The sequence below is a fragment of the Aliikangiella maris genome (genome assembly GCF_040719265.1).
GTDB lineage: Bacteria > Pseudomonadota > Gammaproteobacteria > Enterobacterales > Kangiellaceae > Aliikangiella > Aliikangiella maris.
Genome location: NZ_JBFDAH010000001.1, coordinates 129,522 through 156,012, shown reverse-complemented (window position 1 = coordinate 156,012; position 26,491 = coordinate 129,522). Strand labels below are relative to the sequence as shown.

At 38.2% G+C, this 26,491-nt stretch carries 22 protein-coding genes and 1 tRNA gene; 2 read left to right on the top strand and 21 right to left on the bottom strand.

Features of this window, described 5'->3' with window-relative positions; genetic code table 11:
• Positions 1–237 precede the first annotated feature (237 nt).
• The 10 genes from ABVT42_RS00670 to ABVT42_RS00625 form a co-directional block, all read right to left on the bottom strand.
• Positions 238–314, bottom strand: a tRNA-Pro gene (locus ABVT42_RS00670).
• 227 nt (positions 315–541) lie between these two features.
• Complete coding sequence (locus ABVT42_RS00665) at positions 542–886, bottom strand: MerR family transcriptional regulator (protein WP_353873165.1); 345 nt, start codon at positions 884–886, stop codon at positions 542–544.
• Positions 864–1,166, bottom strand: coding sequence for an integration host factor subunit alpha (ihfA, locus tag ABVT42_RS00660; protein ID WP_353873164.1), 303 nt, complete (start codon positions 1,164–1,166; stop codon positions 864–866). Before ihfA ends, ABVT42_RS00665 begins: the two co-directional genes overlap by 23 nt.
• A 3-nt stretch (positions 1,167–1,169) precedes the next feature.
• The gene (gene pheT / locus ABVT42_RS00655; protein WP_353873163.1) at positions 1,170–3,548 is read right to left on the bottom strand and encodes a phenylalanine--tRNA ligase subunit beta; all 2,379 of its coding nucleotides are present in this window, start codon (positions 3,546–3,548) and stop codon (positions 1,170–1,172) included.
• 197 nt (positions 3,549–3,745) lie between these two features.
• A complete protein-coding gene (gene pheS / locus ABVT42_RS00650) occupies positions 3,746–4,768 on the bottom strand; it encodes a phenylalanine--tRNA ligase subunit alpha (protein ID WP_353873162.1) in 1,023 nt (340 codons plus the stop codon).
• 173 nt (positions 4,769–4,941) lie between these two features.
• Complete coding sequence (gene rplT / locus ABVT42_RS00645; protein ID WP_353873161.1) at positions 4,942–5,298, bottom strand: 50S ribosomal protein L20; 357 nt, start codon at positions 5,296–5,298, stop codon at positions 4,942–4,944.
• Between the two features lie 17 nt (positions 5,299–5,315).
• On the bottom strand, positions 5,316–5,513 hold the full coding sequence (rpmI, locus tag ABVT42_RS00640) for a 50S ribosomal protein L35 (RefSeq protein ID WP_353873160.1): 198 nt from the start codon (positions 5,511–5,513) through the stop codon (positions 5,316–5,318).
• Positions 5,514–5,699: 186 nt separating this feature from the next.
• Positions 5,700–6,254, bottom strand: coding sequence for a translation initiation factor IF-3 (gene infC, locus ABVT42_RS00635; RefSeq protein WP_417281467.1), 555 nt, complete (start codon positions 6,252–6,254; stop codon positions 5,700–5,702).
• Between the two features lie 191 nt (positions 6,255–6,445).
• Positions 6,446–8,368 carry a threonine--tRNA ligase gene (gene thrS / locus ABVT42_RS00630; RefSeq protein WP_353873159.1) on the bottom strand — a complete coding sequence of 641 codons (1,923 nt, stop codon included), beginning with the start codon at positions 8,366–8,368 and terminating at the stop codon, positions 6,446–6,448.
• Between the two features lie 734 nt (positions 8,369–9,102).
• Entirely contained in the window at positions 9,103–10,815 is a 1,713-nt protein-coding gene (locus ABVT42_RS00625; RefSeq protein ID WP_353873158.1) for a bifunctional sulfate adenylyltransferase/adenylylsulfate kinase, read from the bottom strand.
• A 152-nt stretch (positions 10,816–10,967) separates the two neighbouring features.
• Between ABVT42_RS00625 and ABVT42_RS00620 the strand changes: the two genes are divergently transcribed.
• Together ABVT42_RS00620 and ABVT42_RS00615 are read left to right on the top strand one after the other, a co-directional pair.
• Positions 10,968–11,363: a VanZ family protein gene (locus tag ABVT42_RS00620; RefSeq protein WP_367023338.1), complete on the top strand. Its 396-nt coding sequence runs from the start codon at positions 10,968–10,970 to the stop codon at positions 11,361–11,363.
• 227 nt (positions 11,364–11,590) lie between these two features.
• Positions 11,591–13,051, top strand: a complete 1,461-nt coding sequence (locus ABVT42_RS00615; protein ID WP_353873156.1) for a capsule assembly Wzi family protein — start codon at positions 11,591–11,593, stop codon at positions 13,049–13,051.
• A gap of 39 nt (positions 13,052–13,090) precedes the next feature.
• Here the strand turns inward: ABVT42_RS00615 and ABVT42_RS00610 are convergent, their stop codons facing one another.
• From ABVT42_RS00610 to ABVT42_RS00560, 11 genes are all read right to left on the bottom strand, one after another.
• Positions 13,091–14,494: a mannose-1-phosphate guanylyltransferase/mannose-6-phosphate isomerase gene (locus tag ABVT42_RS00610; protein WP_353873155.1), complete on the bottom strand. Its 1,404-nt coding sequence runs from the start codon at positions 14,492–14,494 to the stop codon at positions 13,091–13,093.
• A gap of 189 nt (positions 14,495–14,683) precedes the next feature.
• Positions 14,684–15,691 (bottom strand): NAD-dependent epimerase, encoded by a 1,008-nt coding sequence (locus ABVT42_RS00605; protein ID WP_353873154.1) that lies wholly within the window; start codon positions 15,689–15,691, stop codon positions 14,684–14,686.
• A 146-nt stretch (positions 15,692–15,837) separates the two neighbouring features.
• The gene (locus tag ABVT42_RS00600; RefSeq protein ID WP_353873153.1) at positions 15,838–17,118 is read right to left on the bottom strand and encodes a nucleotide sugar dehydrogenase; all 1,281 of its coding nucleotides are present in this window, start codon (positions 17,116–17,118) and stop codon (positions 15,838–15,840) included.
• A gap of 125 nt (positions 17,119–17,243) precedes the next feature.
• On the bottom strand, positions 17,244–18,584 hold the full coding sequence (locus tag ABVT42_RS00595) for a UDP-glucose dehydrogenase family protein (RefSeq protein WP_353873152.1): 1,341 nt from the start codon (positions 18,582–18,584) through the stop codon (positions 17,244–17,246).
• A gap of 72 nt (positions 18,585–18,656) precedes the next feature.
• Positions 18,657–19,940: a nucleotide sugar dehydrogenase gene (locus ABVT42_RS00590; protein ID WP_353873151.1), complete on the bottom strand. Its 1,284-nt coding sequence runs from the start codon at positions 19,938–19,940 to the stop codon at positions 18,657–18,659.
• An 84-nt stretch (positions 19,941–20,024) separates the two neighbouring features.
• Positions 20,025–21,674 (bottom strand): glucose-6-phosphate isomerase, encoded by a 1,650-nt coding sequence (pgi, locus tag ABVT42_RS00585; RefSeq protein WP_353873150.1) that lies wholly within the window; start codon positions 21,672–21,674, stop codon positions 20,025–20,027.
• Positions 21,675–21,756: 82 nt separating this feature from the next.
• Entirely contained in the window at positions 21,757–22,050 is a 294-nt protein-coding gene (locus ABVT42_RS00580) for a four helix bundle protein (protein ID WP_353873149.1), read from the bottom strand.
• A gap of 135 nt (positions 22,051–22,185) precedes the next feature.
• Positions 22,186–23,076: a UTP--glucose-1-phosphate uridylyltransferase GalU gene (galU, locus tag ABVT42_RS00575; RefSeq protein WP_353873148.1), complete on the bottom strand. Its 891-nt coding sequence runs from the start codon at positions 23,074–23,076 to the stop codon at positions 22,186–22,188.
• A 185-nt stretch (positions 23,077–23,261) separates the two neighbouring features.
• The gene (locus ABVT42_RS00570; protein ID WP_353873147.1) at positions 23,262–25,196 is read right to left on the bottom strand and encodes a polysaccharide biosynthesis protein; all 1,935 of its coding nucleotides are present in this window, start codon (positions 25,194–25,196) and stop codon (positions 23,262–23,264) included.
• A 531-nt stretch (positions 25,197–25,727) separates the two neighbouring features.
• Positions 25,728–25,928 carry a DegT/DnrJ/EryC1/StrS family aminotransferase gene (locus ABVT42_RS00565; protein ID WP_353873146.1) on the bottom strand — a complete coding sequence of 67 codons (201 nt, stop codon included), beginning with the start codon at positions 25,926–25,928 and terminating at the stop codon, positions 25,728–25,730.
• Between the two features lie 419 nt (positions 25,929–26,347).
• On the bottom strand, positions 26,348–26,488 hold the full coding sequence (locus ABVT42_RS00560; RefSeq protein ID WP_353873145.1) for a hypothetical protein: 141 nt from the start codon (positions 26,486–26,488) through the stop codon (positions 26,348–26,350).
• Positions 26,489–26,491: the final 3 nt, after the last annotated feature.

Here is a 26,491-nt window from a genome sequence, read left to right as displayed (position 1 = left end):
CAAAAATCACAGTTATTGCATTAAATGATTCAACTATTTTCGAGTAAGTTCACATATTTAATAAAATCAGGCGATCAGCATTACCCAATACCACTTCCTACAGCCGAAGCTCAGTGTAAATTTGATGATAATTTCTCAAGATTGCGAAAGATTAAAACAACTGATGCAAAAGGCAGAAACGAAGATTTAAACTGAATATGAGCCGGAAAGTTTCACTGATTGAAAATAAAGAAAAATTGGTCGGAGCGAGAGGATTTGAACCTCCGACCACTTGCACCCCATGCAAGTGCGCTACCAGGCTGCGCCACGCTCCGATTAAAATATTTTGATTGTAATTCTGAACTTGCTTTAATTACACATTAGCACCGAGCTAACAACTAAAACTATTTAATTATCTGTTATTGCTTTGTCTTTAATTGCAATGATACTTGAATAACTTTTAGTGGTGCGGAATGTTACCTGAATTTGAACACATTGCAAGTAATTGTTATGAAATTCTATTATGAATTTTGGCAAATAATGTCAGCTAATCCATATCAGCTTAATGTTTGAGTATTTTTAAAACATCCTCTAACTCAAGAATAATTTCTTCAATAATTGCCTGCTCTGTTTGGTTTTCTTCTGATTCTAATTGCTGACGTGCGCCACCAATTGTAAATCCCTGATCATAAAGCAACTCACGAATTTCTCGAATGACTAACACATCTTCACGCTGGTAATAGCGTCGATTACCTCGACGTTTGACTGGTTTTAATTGTGGAAATTCTTGTTCCCAATAACGCAAAACGTGAGGTTTAACCAGACATAGTTCACTTACTTCACCAATGGTGAAGTAGCGTTTGTCTGGTATGGGTTGGAGTTCGTTATTGTTGCTTGCTTCCAGCATAGGCCTCTACTCTGGCTTTAAGTTTTTGTCCTGGTCGAAATGTAACCACTCTTCTCGCACTGATAGGAATTTCTTCCCCAGTTTTTGGATTTCTTCCTGGACGCTGCTTTTTGTCACGCAAGTCAAAATTACCAAACCCAGAAAGTTTGACCTGTTGGTTGTTGGCGAGAGACTCCCGAATTTCTTCATAAAAGCCCTCCACCATTTCTTTAGCTTCTCGCTTATTCAACCCTAAATCTTCAAATAAGCGTTCAGCCATATCTGCTTTAGTTAGTGCCATTCGCTATTCCCTCAATACTGCGCCTAAATTCTCAGTTAATACCGAAATAACCTTATCCATTGTTTTGGTAATTTCAGCGTCTTTAAAGGTACGGTCGGCACGCTGTAAAGTAAAGCCAATGCCAACACTCTTGTAGCCAGGTTCAATACCTTTACCACGATAAATATCAAATATCACTATATTATTTAGCCAATGTTTGGCTGTTTGTCCAATTAAATCAATAATTTGCGAAGATGTCACGCTTTCTTTTACCAAAATCGCAATATCTCGACGAATGGACGGGAATTTCGATAAAGGGTTAAACCTGGGTAATATCCTAGGAAGTACCTTTTTCAAGTTTAGCTCAAATACATAAGTAGATTCTTCTAAATCAAACTCTCGTTGGGTTTGTGGGTGTAATTTTCCAATAATTCCGCACTCATGGCCATTGCGATAAATGGTTGCTGTTTGTCCAGGATGAAGTCCTTCACGTTGAGCAGCAACAAATGAGAATTCATCACTGGCTTGCGTACTATCAAAAATGGCCTGCAAATCTCCTTTTAAATCATAAAAGTCAACTTTTTGATTCGCAGCTTCCCAGTTTTCTGCATATCTGCATCCAGTAATCACACCAGCAATAACAGGTATTTGCTCAAGCCCCTGCTCGCCAGGAATAAATTTAAGACCGGTTTCAAACAGTCGAATTCTGTCATGTTGGCGCTTTTGATTATATTCAACAGTTTTTAATAGTCCGGGCCAAAGTGATGTACGCATAATGGCTAATTCTGACGAAATTGGATTCAACAGTGCCAGCGGTTCGATTGCAGGATCGATTAGCTGCTGTGCATTTTTATCAACAAATGAGTAAGTAATACACTCCTGATAACCTCGAGCAGCTAACAGCTTTGCAATTTGCAATTTGGTCAAACGATTCTCAGGATGACGAATCATCGACATTTCACTAACAGGCTTTCGGCTTGGAATTTTATTGTAGCCGTAGATTCTAGCCAACTCTTCAATGAGATCGGCCTCAATAGAAATATCAAAACGTCGCGAAGGAATCTCAACCAGCCAGCCTGATTGATTAGACGTCAACCCCATTCCCAAGCGAGTAAGAATATCTTCAACTTGACTATCATCTAATTGAACACCTAATAAGCGTTCAATTCGAGATTGTCGAAGCTGTATACTTTTTGACTGGGGGAAATGCACATCATCAATTTGATCAACAATTGGGCCAGCCTGACCACCTGCAATTTCTATAATTAATTGTGTTGCCCGTTCAATTGTCTCAGCACTCATATTATAGTCAACACCACGCTCAAATCGATGTGAAGCATCGGTATGAAGTCCATAACTTCTGGCTTTTCCAGCAATATTAATAGGCTCCCAATGTGCGGCTTCTAGTAATAAATCTTGGGTATTTTTATTAATTCCCGAAAATTCTCCCCCCATAATTCCTGCCAGAGACAACACTTTATTGTCATCAGCAACAACCAGCGTATCTGGCCTAATGGTGATTTCCTGATCGTTTAACAGGGTCAGTTTTTCTCCTTCATTGGCATATCTAACATGTAATGCCCCATCGAGATTATTTAAATCAAACGCATGCATGGGATGCCCTAACTCAAGCATCACATAGTTAGTAACATCAACAATAGGGTCAATGCTTCGAATATTTGAAGCCAGTAATCTTGCTTTCATCCATTCCGGTGTAGGTGCCTTGATATTTACACCTTTAATCACTCGTGCAACAAATCTAGGGTTCGCTTCTGGGGCATGTAAATTGACTTCAACCTTATCATCAATTGATGCTGGGACAGGCTCAATATTAACAGGCGAAAGAGCAGATTGAGTTAAAACGCCAACTTCAAATGCCAGCCCTTTGATACCCAAACAATCTCCACGATTGGGTGTTAAATCAATTTCAATTGAATTATCTTTTAACCCAAGACAGTCAACTAATTCAGTGCCAATGCTGGCTTGGGCAGGCAATTCCATAATACCGTCATGATCATCGGATAAATTCAATTCTTTACCCGAGCATAACATGCCAAATGATTGAACCCCCCGTAATTTAGCTTTTTTAATTTTAAAATCACCGGGTAAAACACAACCAATCGTAGCAACAGCAACTTTAATCCCTTCTCGTGCATTCGGCGCACCGCAGATAATCTGTAAATTTTCAGACTCACCAATGTTAACACTGCATACTTGTAATTTATCAGCTTCAGGATGTTTTTCTGCTTTTTCGATTACCCCCACCAAAACACCCTTAAGTTCGGCGCCCATTTCTTCAATGCCATCGACTTCGAGACCGGCCATTGTTAAAACACTCACCAGTTGGTCAGTTGAAATTTGAGGATTAACCCAAGTGCGTAACCAATTTTCACTTATTTTCATTATCAGTATCCAACATTCTCAAACATAAATTTCAGTTTGAAAGTTCTCGATTAATTTATTTATGATCAGTACTTCGTTTTGTTCAGTACTTAGTTCTGAAATACTCTGGTTCGAACAATACTTAATATTCTGTACCTGATTTCATTGGTAATTGATCAAATTGATGAACAAGCAGGTGTTCAATTCAATTATCTTAATCAATTAAATTGCGTTAAAAAGCGCAAGTCATTCTCAAAGAATAAACGTAGATCATTGACGCCATAACGCAGCATCGTCATCCGCTCAACCCCCATACCAAATGCATAACCAGTATATTCTTCGCTATCTATTCCTACTGACTCAAGTACTTTTGGGTGAACCATGCCCGATCCCAAAATTTCCAGCCATCCTGTTTGTTTACATACCCGGCAACCTTTTCCGGCGCACATAACACATTCAATATCGACTTCTGCCGAGGGTTCTGTAAATGGAAAATATGATGGTCTAAAACGAACGGCTAAATTCTCATTTTCAAAAAAGTGTTTTAAAAACTCATCTAATACACCTTTTAAGTCAGCAAAAGAAGTCGTCTTATCAACCAACAGTCCTTCTACCTGATGAAACATAGGTGTGTGGGTTAAATCTGAATCACATCGATAAACCCTGCCAGGAGCAATTATTCTAACTGGAGGCTGAGTTTTCTCCATCGTTCTGATTTGTACTGGCGAGGTGTGTGTTCGTAGCAGTTGGCCATCACCGAAATAAAAAGTGTCATGCATTGCACGAGCAGGATGGTGACCGGGAATATTTAACGCTTCAAAATTATGAAAGTCATCTTCAACTTCGGGACCTTCTTCTACACCAAAGCCAATTTGAGAAAAATAATTAACAATTCTTTCCAGTGTTCGATTAACCGGATGCAAGCCGCCAGTTTGGATATTTCTTCCAGCGAGGGTGACATCAATTGTTTCTTCATTGAGTTGAGCATTAATTTTTGCTTGTTCAAATTGAATGCGTTGATTATCAATTTTCGCTTGAATGGCTTTTTTCGCCTTATTAATTTCTGCTCCAACGAGAGGTCGTTCTTCAGCAGGGAGATTACCCAGTGATTTGAGCTGCGATGTTAACTCACCTTTTTTCCCTAAAAACTCAACCTTAACCTTTTCTAGTGCTTCAAGACTATCAGCATTCGTTACCGCTTTTAGGCCACGGTCAAGTAATTCATCAATCATATTCGACATTTAATTATTCCGGTTTTGGTCTGGTAATCAGTTATCAATAACCATTTGATTATCAAAAAATTCTTTTCAATTGCAATAGTAATTATTTTGCCAATAAAAAAGGGAAGGACTTATGCCCTTCCCTTTAATCTGTCTAAACAGAGTCAATTCATGTTAACTCGATTTAGTAGTACCTAAGCAAGAGCAGCTTTTGCTTTCTCAACCAAAGCACTAAATGCAGCCTTATCAAAAACAGCAATATCAGCCAATATTTTACGATCGATTGCAATAGATGCTTTCTTCAGACCGTTGATAAATTGGCTATAAGACATACCATTAACTCTGGCTTCTGCATTAATTCGTTGGATCCATAACGCACGGAACTGACGTTTTCTTTGACGGCGGTCACGATAAGCATATTGAGCCGCTTTAGTTACCGCTTGCTTGGCAACACGGAAAACACGACTACGAGCACCATAATAACCTTTAGCCGCCTTTAAAACTTTTTTATGACGTCTATGGGCCGTTACACCACGTTTAACTCTTGGCATCTTTTACTCCTCCATTCTTATGCGTAAGGAATCTGACGATTCAATTGTTCAACATCAGCCGGAGCTACCATTTCCATACCACGTAAATGACGTTTCCGCTTTGAACTCTTCTTTGTAAGAATGTGGCGACGATGCGATTGAGCATGCTTAAAACCACCTTTACCCGTTCTTTTGAAGCGCTTGGCAGCGCCGCTATCAGACTTGATTTTTGGCATTTCTTGTTTACTCCAAATATCATCTGCAGGTCGTATTTTGTAATCAATACGTACTAATAGTACGAATTATTCACTATACCGTTTGTTACCTGACAGTGCTTAATAAAAAAGAAGGCTTTAGGTGCCTTCTCACCAAGTCCATACCGGGTTGCCAAAAACCCTGCACGGACAAAAACAGCCTATTGGCTATTTTTTCTTTTTCGGGGCAACCACCATAATCATTTGTCGCCCTTCTAGCTTTGGTCTGGCTTCAACTTCACCAAACTCAGCTAAATCTTTTTCAACCCTTCCCAGAAGTTCCATGCCCAGTTCTTTATGAGCCATTTCCCTACCTCGGAATCGAACAGTGATTTTAGTTTTATCACCGTCAGATAAGAATTCTTGTAACTTCCTTAATTTGACGTTGTAGTCACCAATATCAGTCCCTGGTCTGAATTTAATTTCTTTGACATGAACAATTGTTTGCTTCTTTTTGGCAGCAGCCTTGGCTTTTTTCTGCTCAAAAATATATTTTCCATAGTCCATGATTTTACAAACAGGTGGCTCGGCCCCTGGCGAAATCTCGACTAAATCCAATTTCGCATCATCTGCAGCTTGTTGAGCGTCTTTGTTTGATACGACCCCAATTGCACTACCATCGGGACCTATTAATCGTACTTCTGGTGCTGTTATTTCATCGTTTATATTTGCGCGCTGGTCTTTCATATTCGCTTTTGGTCTTGGTTTTTTAATGTTATTCATCCTCTTTTATTAAATAAATACAGTATCTTACTCTATCTGAAATTACTTGATATAAGAGGAAATATTTAATAATGCCAATAAACATAGACTAATTTTATCGATTAATCTTGTTCAGTATTAAATTTTTACGGTTCTGTTAATATTTCCTCTCTATACATAAACGCTTACTATTATTAATGCGTCTATAGCAATCATGGCTCTACATAACGCCCTTTCTGTGCGATATCAGCAGTTAGTCTCTCTGCAAATGCCTCTAACGTTATACTGCCAAGATCTTTACCACTTCGAGTCCGTACCGAAAGCGTATTCGTCTCAACTTCACGATCACCGGCCACCAACAGATATGGAACGCGTTTTAGCGTGTGCTGGCGAATTTTAAAGCCGATCTTCTCGTTTCTCAAGTCCGAATTCACTCTAAACCCTTGTGATTTCAAATATTTCACACAATTTTCGATATATTCACGCTGTTTATCGGTAATATTCAACAAAACAGCTTGTGTTGGAGACAGCCAGGGCGGAAATTTTCCAGCGTACTCTTCGATTAAAATGCCAATAAATCGCTCTAGCGAGCCAAGGATCGCGCGATGGATCATTACCGGCACCTTCTTGCTACCATCCTCATCGACATATTCAGCACCTAATCTAAGTGGCATTGAAAAGTCTAGTTGCACTGTGCCGCATTGCCAAACCCTGTCTAGGCAATCACGCAACGAAAACTCAATTTTAGGTCCATAAAATGCCCCTTCACCCGGTTGTAACTCAAATGCTATTTGCTTTGACGCTAATGCGTCCGCCAATGCCTTTTCTGAAGCATCCCAAACCTCATCAGATCCAACTCGTTTTTCGGGACGTGTTGAAAGTTTTATTTCAATTTTATCAAAGCCAAAATCTGCATAAACTTGATAAATTACATCGATTAACTTCGAAACTTCTTCTTGTACTTGTGATTCAGTACAAAATACATGGGCATCATCTTGAGTGAATGCTCTAACACGCATTAATCCATGCAGTGCACCAGAAGGCTCATTTCGATGACAAGAGCCAAATTCTGCAATTTTCAAGGGTAAATCACGGTACGACTTGAGCCCTTGATTAAATATTTGAACATGTCCCGGACAGTTCATAGGTTTTACCGCATAGGTCCGATTTTCAGATTCAGTGGTAAACATATCATCGTGATATTTTTCCCAGTGACCTGACTTTTCCCACAGGCTGCGGTCCATAATTTGTGGCGCTTTCACTTCCTGATAATCATTAATATCCAAAACACTGCGAATATAAGCTTCTAATTGCTTGAACACGATCCAGCCATTGTGGTGCCAAAAGACCATTCCAGGCGCATCTTCTTGAAAATGGAAAAGCTCCATTGCTTTACCAACTTTTCGATGATCACGCTTTTCAGCTTCTTCTAAACGATGCAGATACTGTTTCAGTTCTTTTTTATTAGTCCAGGCAGTACCGTAAACTCGCTGCAACATTTCATTATTAGAATCACCACGCCAATAAGCACCAGCTAATTTCATCAGCTTAAATGCTTTTATTCGGCCAGTACTGGGTACATGCGGGCCTCGACAAAGATCGATAAAATCTCCTTGTTGATATAAAGAGATCTCTTCACCTTGCGGAATACTCGAAATTATTTCAGCTTTATACTCTTCTCCCATATTACGGAAAAAAGTAATTGCATCTTCTCTTAACATGGTTGTTCTTTGCACAGGCAGATCTTGCTTAGCTATTTCTTCCATCTTGGCTTCAATCGCTACCAGATCTTCAGGAGTAAAAGGTCTGGAAAATGCAAAGTCATAATAAAAACCATTGTCAATTACGGGACCAATTGTCACTTGCGCCTTTGGAAAAATAGCTTGGGTGGCTTGAGCTAATAAGTGTGCACAAGAGTGGCGAATAATATCTAAGCCTTCTTCATCACGCTCGGTCACTAAGGATAAGGTTGCATCGGTATCTAACACATAGCTGGTATCGACCAAACGGTCATTTACTTTGCCAGCCAAAGCCGCTTTGGCTAATCCTGGGCCTATATCGGCGGCAACTTGATAGACAGTTATCGGCTTGTCAAATTGTCGTTGACTACCATCGGGAAGTGTTATTACAGGCATGCGTCTTATCAACCTTATATGCAATTAATTTATATCATTAATAACGTTTCAATTTTCACTCGAAAAATAATGGTTAATTGCCAATGGTTTAAGCAATAAAAGCACCGATTTGGGTGCTTTTATCATGGCTATTTGGCAAGAATCACAAGGAGTGCTCTAAACTAGCGGGATAATATCGAATAAGTCAACATAAAGCAAAGAAAACAATCGTCTGAAATAGGAGTCTATGTTTTTGATTTTTTGAATATTTCGTTAATTTTTCCGTTGTAAATCAAAAACATTACTGCACAAAAGAATTTCGCAGTGACATATGCTGGCTTAAAAGGAAAGATACTCACCGTCAATCAATAATATTTGTGAAAAGAAACGGTGGAAGATTAGCTTGGTTTTATAGAGCCGGTTGCTTTAGCTGAATTCTTTAGCACTTAAAATCTGTGAGCTCAGCATCTTTTAGCCAAGTTATTATTTGGCTGACGCCCCTAATTTACTCTAGCTTGCTCTACTTTACATTACCCAACTTAACTCAGAAGTCGAATGAAACTCATCCATGAGTTCGCCAAGATTGATTATTCTGATAAAAATTTTATATCAGCTTGAGCCTGTTGCTTACTAGGTATTACTTGTCAGATAATACTTCTTAGGAAGTAATTTTTAAAAAGTTACTTCCTAGATTCTCATTGCTTAGATTGAAACGTCTAAGATTGAAAAACCTAAGACTGAAAAACCTAAGATGACTACTTAATATATCCCATACTTTCCAGTTTAAGAATGATTCGCTGCGCAGCTTCATCTGGGGTGCAATTCACCGTATCAATAATCAGTTCTGGATTTTCTGGTACTTCGTAGGGATCGCTAATTCCGGTAAATTCCTTGATGATTCCTTCGCGCGCTTTTGCATACAGCCCTTTTCGGTCTCGTTGTTCACACACCTCAAGACTGGTTGCGACGTGAACTTCTATAAAACCACCCAAAGGTGCAATCATTTCTCTGACTTCACGGCGCGTTGAGCGATAAGGCGCAATTGGAGCACAAATAGCTATACCACCATTTTTAGTAATCTCACTGGCAACATAGCCAATTCGCTGAATGTTTAAGTTACGATGTTCCTTAGAAAAACCTAACTCGCTAGACAGGTGCTTTCTAACAACATCACCATCGAGTAAAGTAATTGAACGATCGCCTAATTCCATCAATTTGTTTAATAAGGCATTGGCTATTGTTGATTTGCCAGAACCTGACAGCCCGGTGAAGAAAACCGTCACACCTTGCTTGTGTCTGGCCGGATAACGTTTACGTAATTCGCTAACAACTTCGGAATAGGAAAACCAATCTGGTATTTCCAGACCTTCAGCCAATCTGCGACGAAATTCCGTTCCAGAAATATTCAAAACGGTTTCGCCTTCTTGAACATTGTCCACAGGTTGATACTCTGCACGCTCTTTCACATAAACCATCATTTGAAAAGGTACCATTTCAATACCCAGTTCATCCTTAAATTCATTCATCAGATTTTGCGCATCATATGGTCCATAAAAATCTTCACCTTGTGCATTTTTGCCTGGTCCAGCATGATCACGTCCCACAATAAAATGGGTACATCCATAATTTTTACGAATGATAGCGTGCCAAACAGCTTCACGCGGCCCGCCCATGCGCATGGCAAGAGGTAACAAGCTTAATGTTGTCGTTTGTTCAGGATAATGCTTAACCAAATGCTCATAGCATCTAACACGGCTAAAATGGTCAATATCGCCAGGCTTGGTCATTCCAACAACTGGTTGAATTAATAAGTTTGCTTCGACTTGTTTGGCAGCGCGAAATGTCAGCTCTTGGTGCGCGCGGTGCATTGGATTGCGAGTCTGAAACGCAACCACTTTATTCCATCCCCACTTTTTAAATTTATCTTGTAACTCTGCTGGGGTATCTCTTAATGCTTTAAAATCGTAATGACTAGGTGTTGAAACCCCTTTTAATTTTCCGCCTAGATAAATTTCACCAGCCTGATTAAATAAGTAGCTTACCGCTGGGTGAGTTTGATCATTGGCACCAAATATTTTTTCTGCTTCTTCAGCTTTATTCGGTTGCCAGCGATCAGACACTTGCATGATCGCGATAATAACGCCTTCTTCATCTCTTAAGGCAATTTCATCGCCCAGTTCAATTTGTTCAGCAAACTTGGCAGATACATCTAGGGTAACTGGCATTGGCCATAAAACACCATTAGCTAAGCGCATTTTATCAAGAACAGACTGATAATCCTGTTGTGTTAAAAAGCCTTCTAATGGTGAAAAGCCACCATTAAGCAACAATTCGATATCACAAATCTGACGATGGGTTAAATCCCAAGAAAGCAATGATTTTGCTGTTTCTTTTGCTAACTTTGCCTCTTCTTCACTGAGGTATAACTGTTTTAATGTACCACCGTGAGCATTATATTCAGCTTGCATTTTGTTTATCCTGATCTTTTAAATCAATGGTTAATTTACAGTCAGCATATTATCAGTATGCCGTGCTAAGCAGAGATAATTTGTCGTAATGTAGTTATAACCAAACGAATAAGGTATGATTCTTGTTGAAATTTAACAAATTGGATTTTACATTGATAATCAAGCAGTTCATTAACGTCGATAAATATCGACGATTTTGGCAGATTTTATTTTGGCTGGTGCTTATTACAATTGCCTATTTAACATTAACACCAAGGCCACCAAACCCAATTTCGGTTCAGCATATTGACAAGCTATATCATTTTGTCACCTTTTTTGGATTTAGTCTTATCTTTTATATTGCCTTTAAAAAATTAGGATTTTACAGAATTCTAATTTTATCGTCGCTGCTTGGTATATTAATTGAATTTATCCAAATTTATATCCCTAATCGCGGTTTTAGTATTGCTGATATGGTTGCCGACTGCATTGGTGCTCTTGTTGGCGTCTTTGTTGCCCATCGATTAATCTCTCAGCAATCGGATAGTTCAAACAAGCAAAGTGAATAGATAATCAAGAAATATAGTTTGCAATAATTCAAGTTAAGCGTGAAAAATAAATCGTTACCAACGATAGTCAATACCTAAGCCAATATCATTAGACAATATCATTAAACAATATAAATTTGACAGTATCATTTAGTTTGCATAACTACACTTTCTTACTTTTTATATTTTTTTATTCCAGTACAATAGCGACAACAGTGTTACTTATACAATTAATCAGGCATTTTGTTTTGAATATTTATACTCGATTCGTCCCTCACTTGATAACATTTAGTATTTTAATCAGTACTAGCCAGATAGCGGTTGCCAGTCAGCACTATTTGCCAATCAAAACCGATCCTCTATTCGAACTAGAACTCGAAAAACTGGCATCAGTTGCCCAAATGCCAACTATGTCTAAACCTTATCACTTGGATACGCTAGTCGGCTATTTAGATAAAATCCGTATTAGCCATCCACAGCTTTATCAGCGGATCAGCCAGTACATTAGTCGTTATAAAAGCACCTACAATATTACTCAACTGAGTGCAGAAATAGCTTATAGTGATGTTGATTTTAAAAACCTGCCGAATAGGCGTGGACAAGATTCCGATAGCGAATTTACTGGCGTTGTTGCCGGCTATTTTCAACTTAACGAGTATTTTAATCTTTCTTTAGGTGGGACTATTTATAATGGTAGCGGCGGCATTATTCCCAATCATAGCTACCTATCGTTTAGTAATGATTATTTGCAAATTGACGTCGGCTACAAAGAAATCTGGCTATCACCGTTTCAAGAAAGCGCGATGCTCCTTTCAACAAACGCCAAACCAATTGCCCGGTTCAATATTTCTAGCCCAACGCCTTGGACAGATTACCAAATTCGTTATGATGTTTCTTTTGGAAAACTGGAAGAGATGGAAGGAATTCGATTTGGAGAAGAACGAAAATCAGGCGAGCCGGGTTTTTTAACCATGCACTTTAGTCTACAACCTTTTGACTGGTGGACAATTGGCGCGACTCGAACAATGATGTTTGGTGGTGGAGATAGAGATGTTGATTTAGGTGATGTTTGGAATGCGATTATTGATCCGGTTAATAGTGATAACTGCGGCGGTGAATCAGAGTTACAGAATTGTAAAGAGGAATTTGGAAATCAGCAGGCTTCAATTTCTAATAAATTTGATTTTTATTGGGGAATGCCTATTAGTATTTATACAGAACTGGCAGGCGAAGATACCAATAATTTCAAAGCTTATAAATTAGGCAATAAAGCGTACAATATTGGTGTATTCCTCCCTTATTTAACTGAAAAGTCATCCGCTCTTCTAGAGTATCAGTACATTGAAAATGCCTGGTATGTACATCATCTTTATGCCGAAGGCTATCGCAATGATAAGCATAGTATGGGTCATTGGTGGGGTGACGAAAAACTTATCAATGATGGTATTGGTGCGCGTATTACAACGCTACGCTACAACTGGGAATATAGCGCCGATTTACATCTGGATTTTAAACTTTCAACTTTCAAAAACATCAACTTAAGTGATGAAGCACCGAGTGATGAATCTAAATATGAGCGAGCGACAGAGTGGACGATTGGCTTTAATCAAATAGAACCGACCAGTATTTGGCGCTATGAACTCTATTTTGGTCAAGATAATTTCGGTGAAGATTTCGCTCGTTTTGCTGTCAAATATTCCTGGCAATGAAGCTGAAAGTCGTTATCTCCTTCAAAGATTCAAACCCGATTATTTAATACGACCATAATCATCTTCAAACCGGACAATATCATCTTCACCTAGATATGCTCCGGTTTGTACTTCAATCAACTCCAGAGGCACTTTTCCTGGGTTTTCAAGCGAATGAATTTCACCTATTGGTATATACGTTGATTCATTTTCAGCAAGTAAAAAGATTTGTTCGCCTTTCCTGACTTTAGCGGTACCGCTAACCACAATCCAATGTTCTGCGCGGTGATGATGCATCTGCACACTGATTTTCGCCCCAGGATTAACCGTGATACGTTTTACCTGATATCGATGTCCACTATCAATCGCATCAAACTTTCCCCAAGGCCGACAAACTTCCCGATGAATTTGCCATTCAGTTCGCTGAGATTGTTTTAATTTTTCAACAATGACTTTTACATCTTGAACGGCATCTTTATGTGCCACCAATAAAGCATCTTTTGTATCGACAATTACCGTATCTTTTAAGCCAAGCGCAGAAACAATTCGATCTTCAGCTTGGATCAAGCAACCCGATGAACCCGAAACAAGCACATCGCCAGTAAGTTGATTACCATTGTTATCTTTCGGGGTAACTTCCCAAATAGCAGCCCAAGAGCCAACATCATTCCATCCTGCGTCTAATGGAACAGTCACCGCATTTTTTGTTTTCTCCATTACGGCATAGTCAATCGACACTGATGGGCATCTTGTAAATGCTTCATCCTGAATGCGCACAAAGTCCAAATCTTGAGTGACTTTTTCCATTGCCTGTTCGCAAAGACTTAAAGTTTCAGGAGAATATTGATTTATTTCAGCTAATAAGTCTTTTGCACGAAACATAAACATACCACTATTCCAGTAATAGCGTCCTGATTGTAGAAACTCTTTGGCTTTTTCTATTTGCGGTTTTTCAGTAAATTCCTCAACGAGAAATCCAGCTTCAATTGGCTTCCCTCGCTTGATATAGCCATAACCGGTTTCCGCTTTATGTGGAACAATACCAAAAGTAACTAGCTTTTGCTGTCTTGCCAATTGTTCTGCTTGATAGATCGATTGATGAAAGTTTTTAATATTTTCAATCTGGTGGTCAGCAGCAAGTACCAAAAGAATCGCATCGGGATTAGTCTCAACGGCATGGAGCGCTGCAAGCGTAATAGCAGGCGCAGTATTTTTAGCCTCGGGTTCAAGCAAAATTTCGCAGTGTAACTTGATTTCACGAATTTGTTCAGCAACAAGAAAACGATATTCTTCGTTACAGACAATTAAAGGATCGAGGTATTCAATACCATCAAGTCGCAATAGCGTTTCTTGCAACATGGTATTATCACTTAAAATCTTTAAAAATTGCTTAGGATGCATCGCACGAGACTTGGGCCAAAGCCGTGATCCTGTCCCCCCAGCCAAAATAACAGGTAGTATCATTTGCTTTCAACTTTATAAAAACGACAGTACTTATAAGAATAACTTAGATTAAAAAAATATCTAAACTTATTAAAGTCATCAAAATCAAAATGACTTTTTATTGCGCTAAAAACAAAAAGCCTTTGAGCAATAACTCAAAGGCTTTTAGATTCAATTAAACAAATCGTAAATTGTTAACGCTGATGTCTCTTAAACTTTAAAATACGCTCTGTACCACTCAATAAAATTATTGATGCCCGTTTGAATCGAAGTATTTGGTTTAAATCCTACGGCATTTTCCAACTCACTGACATCTGCACAGGTCGAAGGTACATCCCCTGCTTGCATTGGCATAAAGTTTTTAATGGCTTTTTTACCTACGGCATTTTCAATGGCTTCGACAAATTCCATTAACTTAACAGGGCTATTATTACCAATATTAAAAACGCGGTAGTTGGTATAACTGGTTGCAGGGTCAGGCTTATCGCCATTCCAGTCAGGGTTACCTTCAGGCGGATTATCCATCACTCGAACAATGCCTTCAACAATATCATCGATATAAGTGAAATCTCTTATCATATTACCATTATTGAAAATATTAATAGGCTGGTCTTCAATAATACCTTTGGCAAATAGGAAAAGCGCCATATCAGGTCTGCCCCAAGGGCCATATACGGTAAAAAATCTCAGCCCTGTCGTTTTCATTCCATATAAATGACTATAACTATGTGCCATTAACTCGTTAGCTTTTTTACTGGCGGCATAAAGAGAAACTGGGTGATCAATATTATGGTGTTCTGAAAATGGTTGTAATGTGTTAGCACCATAAACAGAACTTGAAGAAGCATAGACTAAATGGTTAATATTATTGTGTCTTACCCCTTCAAGGATATTCAAAAAACCAATAATATTACTATCCATATAGGCATGTGGATTTTCCAGCGAATAACGAACACCCGCTTGAGCTGCCAAGTTAATTACTGCATCAAACTTATGCTCAGCAAACAGCTTTTCCATGCCTTCTTTATCCGCCAAATCTAGTTTGATAAATTTAAATCCGTCAAACTCCTTGAGCATATCCAGTCGTGAAAGTTTAATATTGGGATCGTAGTAATCATTGATATTGTCGATTCCCACAACTGTATCGCCACGACTCATCAAATACTTAGACACATGAAAGCCGATAAAACCCGCGGCACCGGTAACTAAAACGTTCAAAATACTTACTCCAATTTAAACTATTTTCTTATCAGCAACTCAATCGCTAATGATAATTCGCTTTGAATGATTATAGTCATAATATTAATAACTAAAAATCTAAACCTAAAAAATCAAAATTAGTAATAAAACTAAGCTTTTACGAATTAAATTCGCCAAACATCAACACCTAACTCTTTCAATTCTGCTCTAGGTAAAATTCCTTTTATATCAAATAAACACCCTTGTTTGGCTAACATGCCTGCAAATTCTTTTGCAGATAAAGCTTTATATTCTTTATGAGCTACAGCGACTAACACTAATTCACATTCTTTAATCGCGTCAAAAGACGCTAATTTTACACCATAGTACTTTTCAGCTTCTTTAGCATCGGCCATTGCATCATGCACCAATGGTTCAATACCATAGCTCTTAAACTCAGCGATCAGATCTTCAACTTTTGAATTTCTCAAATCGGGGCAGTCTTCTTTGAAGGTTAACCCTAAAATAGCAACTTTTGCGCCTTTGACTTTACGGTCTTGCAAAATAAGCTGTTTAACACAGCGTTGAACAATTAACTTTGCCATATTATCGTTAATTCGACGTCCAGCCTGAATTACTTCGGGTCGATATCCAACTTGTTCCGCTTTATAGGTTAAATAATAAGGATCAACGCCAATACAGTGGCCACCGACTAATCCAGGTCTAAATGGTAAGAAATTCCATTTAGTACCCGCAGCTTCAAGCACATCCAGCGTATCAATCCCCATTTTCTCAAATATAACCGCCAGTTCATTCATTAGTGCAATATTCAAATCGCGCTGGGTATTTTCAATTACTTTTGCCGCTTCTGCCACTTTAATTGTTGCGGCTTTATGCACGCCAGCAGTAACCACGCTAGAATAAACTTCTGCGACAATATCTAGCGTTTTTTCATCTTGTCCAGAAACTACTTTGGTAATTTTAGTAAATGTATGTTCCTTATCACCTGGGTTAATACGCTCTGGAGAATATCCCACTGTAAAATCAATACCACATTTCAATCCTGATTCAGCTTCCAGTATCGGCACACAATCTTCTTCAGTTGCTCCTGGATAAACCGTCGACTCAAAAACAACAATATCGCCCTTTTTCAATTGGCTACCAATTGTCTTGGAGGCTGAAAGCATCGGTCTGAGATCTGGTTGACGGGCATGATTAATTGGCGTTGGCACTGCAACAATATGAAAATCAGCATTTTTTAAATCTTCTGGATTTGCGGTAAATAGAATATCTGACGCGACCAACTCTTCATCAGTTACCTCTAATGTCCGGTCATGACCAGCCTTCAACTCATCAATTCGGGCTTGATTAAGGTCAAAACCAACTACTTGGTGTGATTTACCAAACGCAACTGCAACCGGCAACCCCACGTATCCAAGGCCAATAACTGATATTTTTCTATCCATCAGAGATTCCTAATTAATTATAAAAGTGTTTTTTGATTATAGTGTGCAAATAATACCATAATTGCATTATATCGAAAGCGACAAAATGATATAGTCACACTAAATTAATGGGAAAAATAGAGATATTATACGGATTTTACCGAAGCTCCTCGCCCAATAGCATAGTATTTTAACCCCTTTTTATTCATCAGCTTAGGATCGTACATATTTCTACCATCAAAAATCACTTTATCAGTTAATGATTCTTTAATTAACTCAAAATCTGGCGCCCTAAACTGACTCCACTCGGTGCATACCATCAGTACATCGGCATTTTTAAGTGCAGACTCTTTTGTACCCACTAATGCGAGATCTTCTCTTTGACCATAAATCCGTTGACACTCATTCATGGATTCAGGATCATAGGCTTGAACTTTTACACCATGCTCCCAAAGTGCTTCAATCAACACTCGACTAGAGGCTTCTCGCATATCATCTGTATTAGGCTTAAAACTCAACCCCCATAGCGCAACAGTTTTTCCAGTAATATTTCCAGCAAAATGTGCATTAAAATACTCAAACAATTTAGTCTTCTGGTACTCGTTAACTAATTCAACGGCTTCCAATAATTCGGGCTTATAATCCAAATCATTGGCGGTTTTAATCAATGCTTTAACATCTTTTGGAAAACAAGAACCACCATAACCACAACCTGGGTAAATAAATTGATAACCAATTCGAGGGTCAGAGCCAATACCATGACGCACGGCTTCAATATCGGCCCCCAATTTTTCTGCCAGATTAGCCATTTCATTCATAAAAGAAATTTTTGTCGCCAACATGCAGTTAGCCGCATACTTGGTTAATTCTGCTGAACGAATATCCATCACAATCACTTTGTCATGATTACGATTAAATGGCGCATATAGCTCACGCATTTTTTCTTCAACGTCTGAATTATTCGTGCCAATAATAATCCGATCAGGACGCAAACAATCATTAACCGCAGCACCTTCTTTTAAAAACTCAGGGTTAGAAACCACATGAAATAAAAGATTGGTATTTCTTTCGGTCAGTTTTTTCTGTACTGAAGCGGCAACTTTGTCAGCAGTTCCAACTGGTACCGTTGATTTATTAACAATAATTTTAGGTGTTTGCATATTAACTGCAATGGTTTCCGCAACAGATAAAACATATTTTAAGTCGGCAGAGCCGTCTTCATCGGGCGGAGTACCCACAGCGATAAACTGAAACTCTCCATGCTCAACTGCTAATTTTAAATCGGTGGTAAACTTTAGTCTTCCAGACTCAAAATTCTCTTTAACCAACGGCTCCAAACCGGGTTCATAAATCGGTATACTGCCATTTTTTAAATCTGCTATTTTTTTTTCATCAATATCTGCACATATAACCTCATGTCCAACAGACGCGAGAATTGTTCCCTGAACTAATCCAACATATCCTGTACCAAAAACCGTTACTTTCATTAAGTTAACCCTGTTACTCAATCGCGCTTTTACAGTCGCTTTTTTAAATCGTTTTTTACAATTTAAATTGGTTTACAACATTTCCCCTCGTCCAATACCAAAATACAGGAACCCCGCATTTTTCATTTGGAATGGATCAAGTATATTTCGGCCATCAAATATAGCTTTGTACTTCAAACATTTAGAAAACTTTTCAAAGTCAGGACTCCAAAACTCTTTCCATTCAGTACAAATTGCTAAAACATCAGCACCTTCAAGTGCTTCATAAGCCGAGTCTAACAAGGTTAAATGACAGTTATTTTTAAATTTTACATGAATTTTTTCAAGTGCTAGCGGATCATAAACATTGACGTTCGCACCTTGCGCTAACAAAGCTTCAATGAGTTTAATTGAGGGAGCACCATCAATATTTGAACTACCCGGCTTAAACGCAGCCCCCCAAATTGCAATCTTTTTATCATGCAGGTCTGTATTGAAAAACTGCCAGATTTTGCGAAATAACAAGTCTTTTTGGCGTTCATTAATTTGAGCAACGATATCGAGCAAACCTAGATCATCTTCTCGCGTTCTCAATTGCGCCGCAATTTTCTCAACATTCTCGGCAAGTGCATGACCACCATAACCGCACCCAGGATAAAGGTAATCTCGCCCTATTCTCGGATCACTACCTATACACTCTCTGACAACATCAATATCCACATGACTTCTTTCTGCCAAACTTGCCATTTCATTCATAAAGCTTAAACGAGTAGCTAACATGGCATTGCCCGCAAAGCAGGAAAATTCAGCTTCTCTGGTAGACACCTCTTTGATGACATTTTTTACCCGATTAAATGGATAAAAAAGTGATTTCACTTTCGGCAAAACAACAGGATCATCACAGCCAATAATAATGTTATCTGGTCTGGAAAAATCTAATATCGCGCGACCTTCACGAACTAGCAACGGTACGCTACAAACGGTTACCTGATCGCCATACAATTTAAGTTTTTGCGAAAATGACTGAGCTTCACCGATTTCTGAGGGAGTAAAAATAATGAAAACGGTCCCACACTCTAGAGAATATTTTAACTGTTGCGCATAATGTTCAAGAACATAATTGGGAGAAACATCTGAAATTAAAATAAAATCATAGCGTGCTTTCTCACCTTCTAACGACGAGGAGATAACTTGATTTGTTAAAATATTCTTAAGACGTTTAGCATCTTTTTGTAAAGTATATAAATTTAGTAAGCCAGATTCTTGTAGGCAGGTACTTTTTTCTCTAGCAAAAAAGTCGACTTGATTTCCGACCGAAGCAAACAAAGATGCTGCAGTATGTGACTGTAATTCTCGACCAAAGACTGCAATTTTCATAATTTACTCTTAAATTTTTTCTATTTAATTCTATTTTAATATTATTGTTTTAACGACAAGTCAATTTAAATTATTTAATTCTAATCAAGCCTGTTGCTTAACATAGTTCATCAGCCCATTTGTCGAACCGTCAAATTGATTTATTTCAGTCTCAGACTTAATCGCAGTCAAGGTTTCTTTCGCCATGACTTTTCCTAATTCAACCCCCCATTGGTCAAACGGGTTAATCCCCCAAATTGCAGCCATAACAAAAACCTTATGTTCATAAAGTGCAATCAACTGCCCTAAACTAAACGGATTTAACTCTTTTAATAAAATGGTCGTTGAAGGTTGATTACCAGGATAAAACTGATGAGAAGATTCAAACTTAGAAGGTTCACATTGAGAACTTTCTATTTGACTGCCAAGCATCAATGCACGAGATTGGGCAAAACAGTTTGCTAGCGTGAGCGCGTGTTGTTCCTGTAGCGCTTTATCATGCTCACTTTCAGCAATTGCAAATCGTTTAACTGGGGCGATGAAATCACAGGCAACTTTCCGAGTACCTTGATGTAACAACTGGTAAAAGGCATGTTGTGCATTAGGGCCGACTTCTCCCCACAGTACGGGGCAAGTATCATATTCAATTTTTTCGGCTGCGTGAGTTACGGACTTCCCGTTACTTTCCATTTCGAGTTGCGTTAAATAGCTTGGAAAATATTTTAAACGTGCATCATAGGGCAAAATCGCTTGCGCCGAAATCCCTAAAAAGTTGGCATTCCAAATACCAACGAGTCCAAATAAAACAGGCAGATTATTTGAAAGTTCTGCTTGGCCAAAATGTTTATCAAGAGCATTGGCCCCATCGAGCAGTTGACGAAAATTCCCCATACCGATTTTTAATGCGATAGTCAGACCAACGGTTGACCAAAGGGAAAAACGTCCGCCAACCCAATCCCACAACTTGAGTTGGTGATCGCGGTGAATGCCCCATTCAGCCATTTTCTTTTCATTGGTTGAAATACCAATGAAATGCTGTTTATTAATTATTCGTTCATCCTGACAATGATTCATTAACCAGGCTTTTGCTGATGCTGCATTTGATAACGTATCTATCGTTGTAAACGACTTAGACACCAATACAAACAGCGTTGTTTCCGGGTTTAATTTTTCAAACAAACTCGAAACTTGTGAACCGTCCATTGTTGACGCAAAATGAACGCTCACAGGATTAGCGTAATTCACTTTAAACTCATCAAGCGCTTCACAAACTAAGAGCGGCCCAAGATCTGAGCCGCCTACACCTAAATTAACAATGTCAGTTATGGGCTTACCACTAAATCCCCGCCAATGACCTTGCGTTATTCGCTCGATCATTGCTTGCATAATTTTAAGTTCAGTTTGAATATTTTGATTGATATTCTCACCCGCTAATATGAGAGTTTCACTCTCTTGCATTCTGAGCGCAGAATGAAGTGCAGGACGATTCTCAGTAGTATTAACTAATTTTCCAGTTAATAAGTTATGAATTTGTGAAGGCAACTCAACAGCATGAGCCAATTGTATTAATTTTTTAAGCGTATCTTTTGTTAGCTTCTGTTTTGAAAAGTCGAGTAGCAATTGTTCAAACTCAAAAGAAAGATCTTCAAATCGTTGCTTATTGTGAAATAATTCAGCAATATTTTTTTCAACTAAATCTAAATCTAAGTGTGATTGTAGAGATTGCCATTGAGGGGTATTGTTGATCATAGTCATTTTTTAGTATTCTAGTGTGCGAGTATTCTAGTAAGTGAGTAAGCTAGTATCCTAGTAGTGGAATATGCTAGTTAGAGATTAATTAGTATTTTAAATTTGTTATCATTTTTCCTATCGTTTTAGATAGTTCTTCACCTTCTTTAATCCACTTTACACCTACTTCTTGCTTGATATAATCAATATCAATTCCAATTCCAATTTCAACTTGTGTAACAAATTCACCAAGTGAGCCTTTAGCAATTGCTAGAAAACGCAACTTTTCTTTTGTGTAATCCTTTTCAAATCCTTCTGCAATATTAGATGGTATCGATAAAGCTGAACGAGTAATTTGATCTTTAAACCCAAAATCCTTTAACAATGATAGTTCCCTGTACACTTCTATTGTTAATCATTTACTACGCTTCCAAACATCCAACTCCCTAAATCGCATAAAAAGCCTCCTTACTCAATTACCAGTCTACTCGACTACTAGCTTACTATTTCTCGACTACCAGCCTACTCGACTACTAGCCTACTCAATCATACTTTTAACAAAATCAGTAAGCTCTTTTCCAATCCCTTGATGCCTCATTCCATATTCAATATTTGCTTTCATATAGCCAATTTTTGAACCGCAATCATGAGACTTTCCAGTCATATGAAACGCTTCAACCGTTTCTGACTTCATCAGCTCATCAATGGCATCCGTCAACTGAATTTCACCGCCAGCCCCAGGTTGTGTATTTTCTAATAACTGCCAAATTTTAGCTGATAATACATAACGACCAACAACAGCTAAGTTAGATGGTGCCTGCTCTTTAGGTGGCTTTTCAACCACTCGCGTCATTTTAACAGAATCACCCGGATTTAATGTGACATCACCACAATCAACCACACCATAACTGGATACTTTATCATCTGGTACAGGCTCCACCATAATTTGACTGGCCCCCGAACGCTCATATTGGCTAAGCATAGCGGCCAAATTCTCTGACTTTAAATCACAAGCAGCATTATCAATTAGCACATCAGGTAGAATAACAACAAAGGGGTTATCTCCAACAACGGCTCTCGCCATTGAGACTGCATGACCGAGTCCTTTGGCTTCACCTTGTCTAACGGCAATAATAGAAACACTATTAGGGCAAGTATTTTGCACTTCCTTCAACAAAGAAAGCTTATTTTTTGCTTTTAGATTACTTTCCAGTTCAACATTAGTATCGAAATGATTTTCAATCGAAGCTTTTGAAGAGTGTGTGACCAATACAATTTCGGTGATCCCGGCTAAAATACACTCATCAATAATATACTGAATTAATGGCCTATCCACTATCGGAAGCATTTCTTTGGGGATGGATTTCGATGCAGGCAGCATACGTGTACCTAAGCCTGCTACGGGAATGACGGCTTTTTGAATTTTCATATTATTTGCAACAATTTAATATTTAAGACAATAGTTTCTACATTGTATATTAAATTTAAGGTATTAAAACAATTTAGCAGGTATAAATAAATTTTAAAGTAACGACTAATTTACTTAATGACTCACTCTTTTAATCGAGATCGGATGATTAGCACTCTCCCTTTAATTAGTTTTTGCTAAAAACTTTATGACAATGTCTTTAATCTAATAACATTATTTTGTTCTTTATCCTCATCCCATAACAAATCACAAACGGCGTGTTGCGGGTTATACCCTGTAGGAATTTTAAGCAAAAGCTGTACAATTCCTTCACAATCCATTTTTTCACACAGTTCATTTAAGAGAATTAAAGCTTTATGCATATCTAACCAAGGTAGAAACTCTTCGTTAGCCGTCATAATTTTTGAGTGAGACGTACCAACGACATTTTCACCAATCAATAACTCTTCATAGAGCTTCTCTCCAGGCCTTAACCCAGAATACTTAATTTCGATATCACCTTGTGGATTAGCAGAACTCTTTACACTTAACCCCATCAAGTGGATCATTCGCTCTGCGAGTTCTGAAATCTTAACTTGTTCTCCCATATCTAAAACAAAAACATCGCCCCCTTTCCCCATAGCTCCCGCTTGAATAACCAGCTGCGCAGCTTCAGGAATTGTCATAAAATAACGGATAATATCTTTGTGAGTAACGGTTACTGGCCCACCAGCTTTTATTTGCTCTCTAAACAAAGGAACCACAGAACCAGATGATCCTAAAACATTACCAAACCGGACCATTGTAAAAATAGTCTTTTGACCTCGAGTAGAAATAGCTTGTAATACCAGCTCAGCAAGTCGTTTTGATGCCCCCATAACATTCGTAGGTCGTACAGCCTTGTCTGTTGAAACAAGTACAAACCTTTCTACACCAGCTTCAGCAGCAGCCTCTGCGGCATACCAAGTTCCAAAAACGTTATTCCTCACACCTTCAACAACATTATGCTCAACTATCGGCACATGTTTATAAGCAGCAGCATGATAAACTGTTTGTACATTATAATGCTGCATCGCACGGATTAGTCGGTTTTTATGTTGAACTGAACCAAGTAACGGAATAATGGTTAGTTTAATTTCAAGTTTTCGACTTAATTTTCTTAACTGTTTTTCAATAGAATACAACGCAAACTCAGATAATTCATATAAAACTATCGAACTCGGCTTCAGTGCCACAATCTGTTTACATAGTTCAGAACCGATAGAGCCACCAGCTCCAGTAACCATCACGACTTTATTAATAATACAAGAATGCAGCAGCTCTTTATTAGGCGCTACAGAATCTCGTCCAAGTAAGTCCTCAATTTCAATTTCTTTCAATTGCTCGATTTGGACTTTACCACTTACAATTTCGTCCATAGAGGCGATAGTTTTAACTTTAATAGGGAACGGTTCTAAACGAGAAAGAATTTCAGAACGACGAGCATGGCTAGTAGAAGGCATTGCTAATAGCACTTGAGAAACAAGATGTTTTCCAATTATTTTTTCTAAAGAAATGGGAGAGTATACTTTAACACCATCAATTTCTGTTCCGAACATTGTTGGCTCGTCATCAATATAGGCAGCAATCTTATATTGATTGCTTTGACCTAGTGCACGGGCTAACTGTCTTCCAGCTGAGCCTGCACCATATATGGCAACTACATTTAACGAGAGATTCTTTGTTGAACGAATTAGAGCAACTGTTAATAAACGAGCACCTCCAATTGTTACAAGAGAAAAAGACCAATAAAGTAGAATGCTAGTTGCATCAATAGAAACCTTGTAATACAAACAACTTGCGGTGAATGCTAGTGTCGAAAGAGCGATACCTATAGCTATAGTAAAGATAGCTTTCAGCCCCATGTAACGTAAAATAGCTCTATAAAAACCAACTCTGGCAAATACAGATAAACTGACTATTAAAGTGATTAAAATATATGGAGCGTTTACATTATCAACTTCATACCCATAAATAGTTATATTTAATGCAAAATAGATACTGAATATTATTGCAGCAGAATCAAAAGCTAAAGAAACGAATCTCTTAAATGGTCTTGGTGATTCAATAAATGAAGAGATTATTTTGTTCCTATTATCCATGTAGTATTTTCCTTTTATTTTTGTTAACCAGTAAATTATCTTTTAAATAAAAAACACACTGTTTTTTCTTAGATGAGCTAATTTTAGTACCCATTTCAAGATTTTGCTGGATATTTGTAGGGTTCGAAATTATCTTTAAAGAAGTACTGACAAGTACTAGCAAAAGAATTACAACTTTTAACATTAAATTGCTTAAATTACACAGAAATCACTTTGAAGCTTTGCTTAATACTTCCGAAAGAACTTCACAGGTTTTATTAACTTCTGCTTCGGTGAGTGTTGGATGAACTAAAAACATCAAGCTAGTTTCACCTAATAACTTGGCATTAGGTAATCTCTCTTTAGGCTTAAATGATGTATTATCAAAGGCTTTTTCTAAATAAACTTCTGAACAACTGCCTTAGTAACAAGGTAAGCCGAGCTGAATAATTTTATCAATGATTCTATCTCGACTCCATCCTTTAACTAAATATTCTGAATTAATAAATAATGTTTGTATTCCGCATGTTGCATATTTGAGGGTATATCAATTCAGCGAGTCACTTTAAACCGCTTAGCAACCTTATCGATTCTAGCTGCATTTTGCTGACGAAGCTTAGTCCATTCACTCATTCTTTTCAGCTGTATTCTAACAATAACCGCTTGAATTTCAAGCATTCTCCGGTTGGTTCCAAAGCTTTCATGACCCCATCTAAAACCAGGTGTATGTTCACGATTATAAATAGCATCCATGATTTACCGTGATCTTTGTAGGACCACATTTTTTTCCAGAAGCTTTAGTCATTGGTTGTTACCATTCCACCCGTTTCATGCTGGTCTCCAATGGTGAATGCCGGAGTCAGTTTATTCGAAAAAATTTCAACTGCTAGGTGTCTTTGGCCAGACGTATATGGACTCCTCCTCATTTGCAAGTATTTCGCTCAACGATATAATGGTATAAGTGCCAACGTATATTCGGTTTCTTTATTGATGCTTTGAATACATCGAACCACTATGGGCTATTCGCACACTTGTTCCTTTACGCTTACACGAGCTTGTTTGGCTCTTCGTCCGCTTGAGGTTTTACAAGTGTCGGTCTTACCTATTTGCCATCTCACGCGATACTTTGCAACTTGGATGAAACTGATTTTTACTCGTTTTTATGAAAGCGTTTATGCTTCTACCGAAGCGATTAATTCAGGTCGATATCTTTCATTATTATTCACCATTGCCCAGGCCGCTCTAGCCGTTTTGTTCGCTAATGCAACAATGACAACATTGAAATGTTTATTGGAAGTTAATTTTTTAGCCATTGA

Coding starts and splice junctions, on each gene's coding strand:
- thrS (WP_353873159.1), bottom strand. CDS start 8,368: ATGCCTGTAATAACACTTCCCGATGGTAGTCAACGACAATTTGACAAG.
- ABVT42_RS00560 (WP_353873145.1), bottom strand. CDS start 26,488: ATGGCTAAAAAATTAACTTCCAATAAACATTTCAATGTTGTCATTGTT.
- infC (WP_417281467.1), bottom strand. CDS start 6,254: ATGAATAACATTAAAAAACCAAGACCAAAAGCGAATATGAAAGACCAG.
- ABVT42_RS00565 (WP_353873146.1), bottom strand. CDS start 25,928: ATGGATGCTATTTATAATCGTGAACATACACCTGGTTTTAGATGGGGT.
- rplT (WP_353873161.1), bottom strand. CDS start 5,298: ATGCCAAGAGTTAAACGTGGTGTAACGGCCCATAGACGTCATAAAAAA.
- ABVT42_RS00600 (WP_353873153.1), bottom strand. CDS start 17,118: ATGGATAGAAAAATATCAGTTATTGGCCTTGGATACGTGGGGTTGCCG.
- galU (WP_353873148.1), bottom strand. CDS start 23,076: ATGAAAATTCAAAAAGCCGTCATTCCCGTAGCAGGCTTAGGTACACGT.
- ABVT42_RS00665 (WP_353873165.1), bottom strand. CDS start 886: ATGCTGGAAGCAAGCAACAATAACGAACTCCAACCCATACCAGACAAA.
- rpmI (WP_353873160.1), bottom strand. CDS start 5,513: ATGCCAAAAATCAAGTCTGATAGCGGCGCTGCCAAGCGCTTCAAAAGA.
- ihfA (WP_353873164.1), bottom strand. CDS start 1,166: ATGGCACTAACTAAAGCAGATATGGCTGAACGCTTATTTGAAGATTTA.
- pheS (WP_353873162.1), bottom strand. CDS start 4,768: ATGTCGAATATGATTGATGAATTACTTGACCGTGGCCTAAAAGCGGTA.
- pgi (WP_353873150.1), bottom strand. CDS start 21,674: ATGACTATGATCAACAATACCCCTCAATGGCAATCTCTACAATCACAC.
- pheT (WP_353873163.1), bottom strand. CDS start 3,548: ATGAAAATAAGTGAAAATTGGTTACGCACTTGGGTTAATCCTCAAATT.
- ABVT42_RS00625 (WP_353873158.1), bottom strand. CDS start 10,815: ATGCAAGCTGAATATAATGCTCACGGTGGTACATTAAAACAGTTATAC.
- ABVT42_RS00595 (WP_353873152.1), bottom strand. CDS start 18,584: ATGAAAGTAACGGTTTTTGGTACAGGATATGTTGGATTAGTTCAGGGA.
- ABVT42_RS00570 (WP_353873147.1), bottom strand. CDS start 25,196: ATGGATAATAGGAACAAAATAATCTCTTCATTTATTGAATCACCAAGA.
- ABVT42_RS00610 (WP_353873155.1), bottom strand. CDS start 14,494: ATGATACTACCTGTTATTTTGGCTGGGGGGACAGGATCACGGCTTTGG.
- ABVT42_RS00590 (WP_353873151.1), bottom strand. CDS start 19,940: ATGAAAATTGCAGTCTTTGGTCGAGAATTACAGTCACATACTGCAGCA.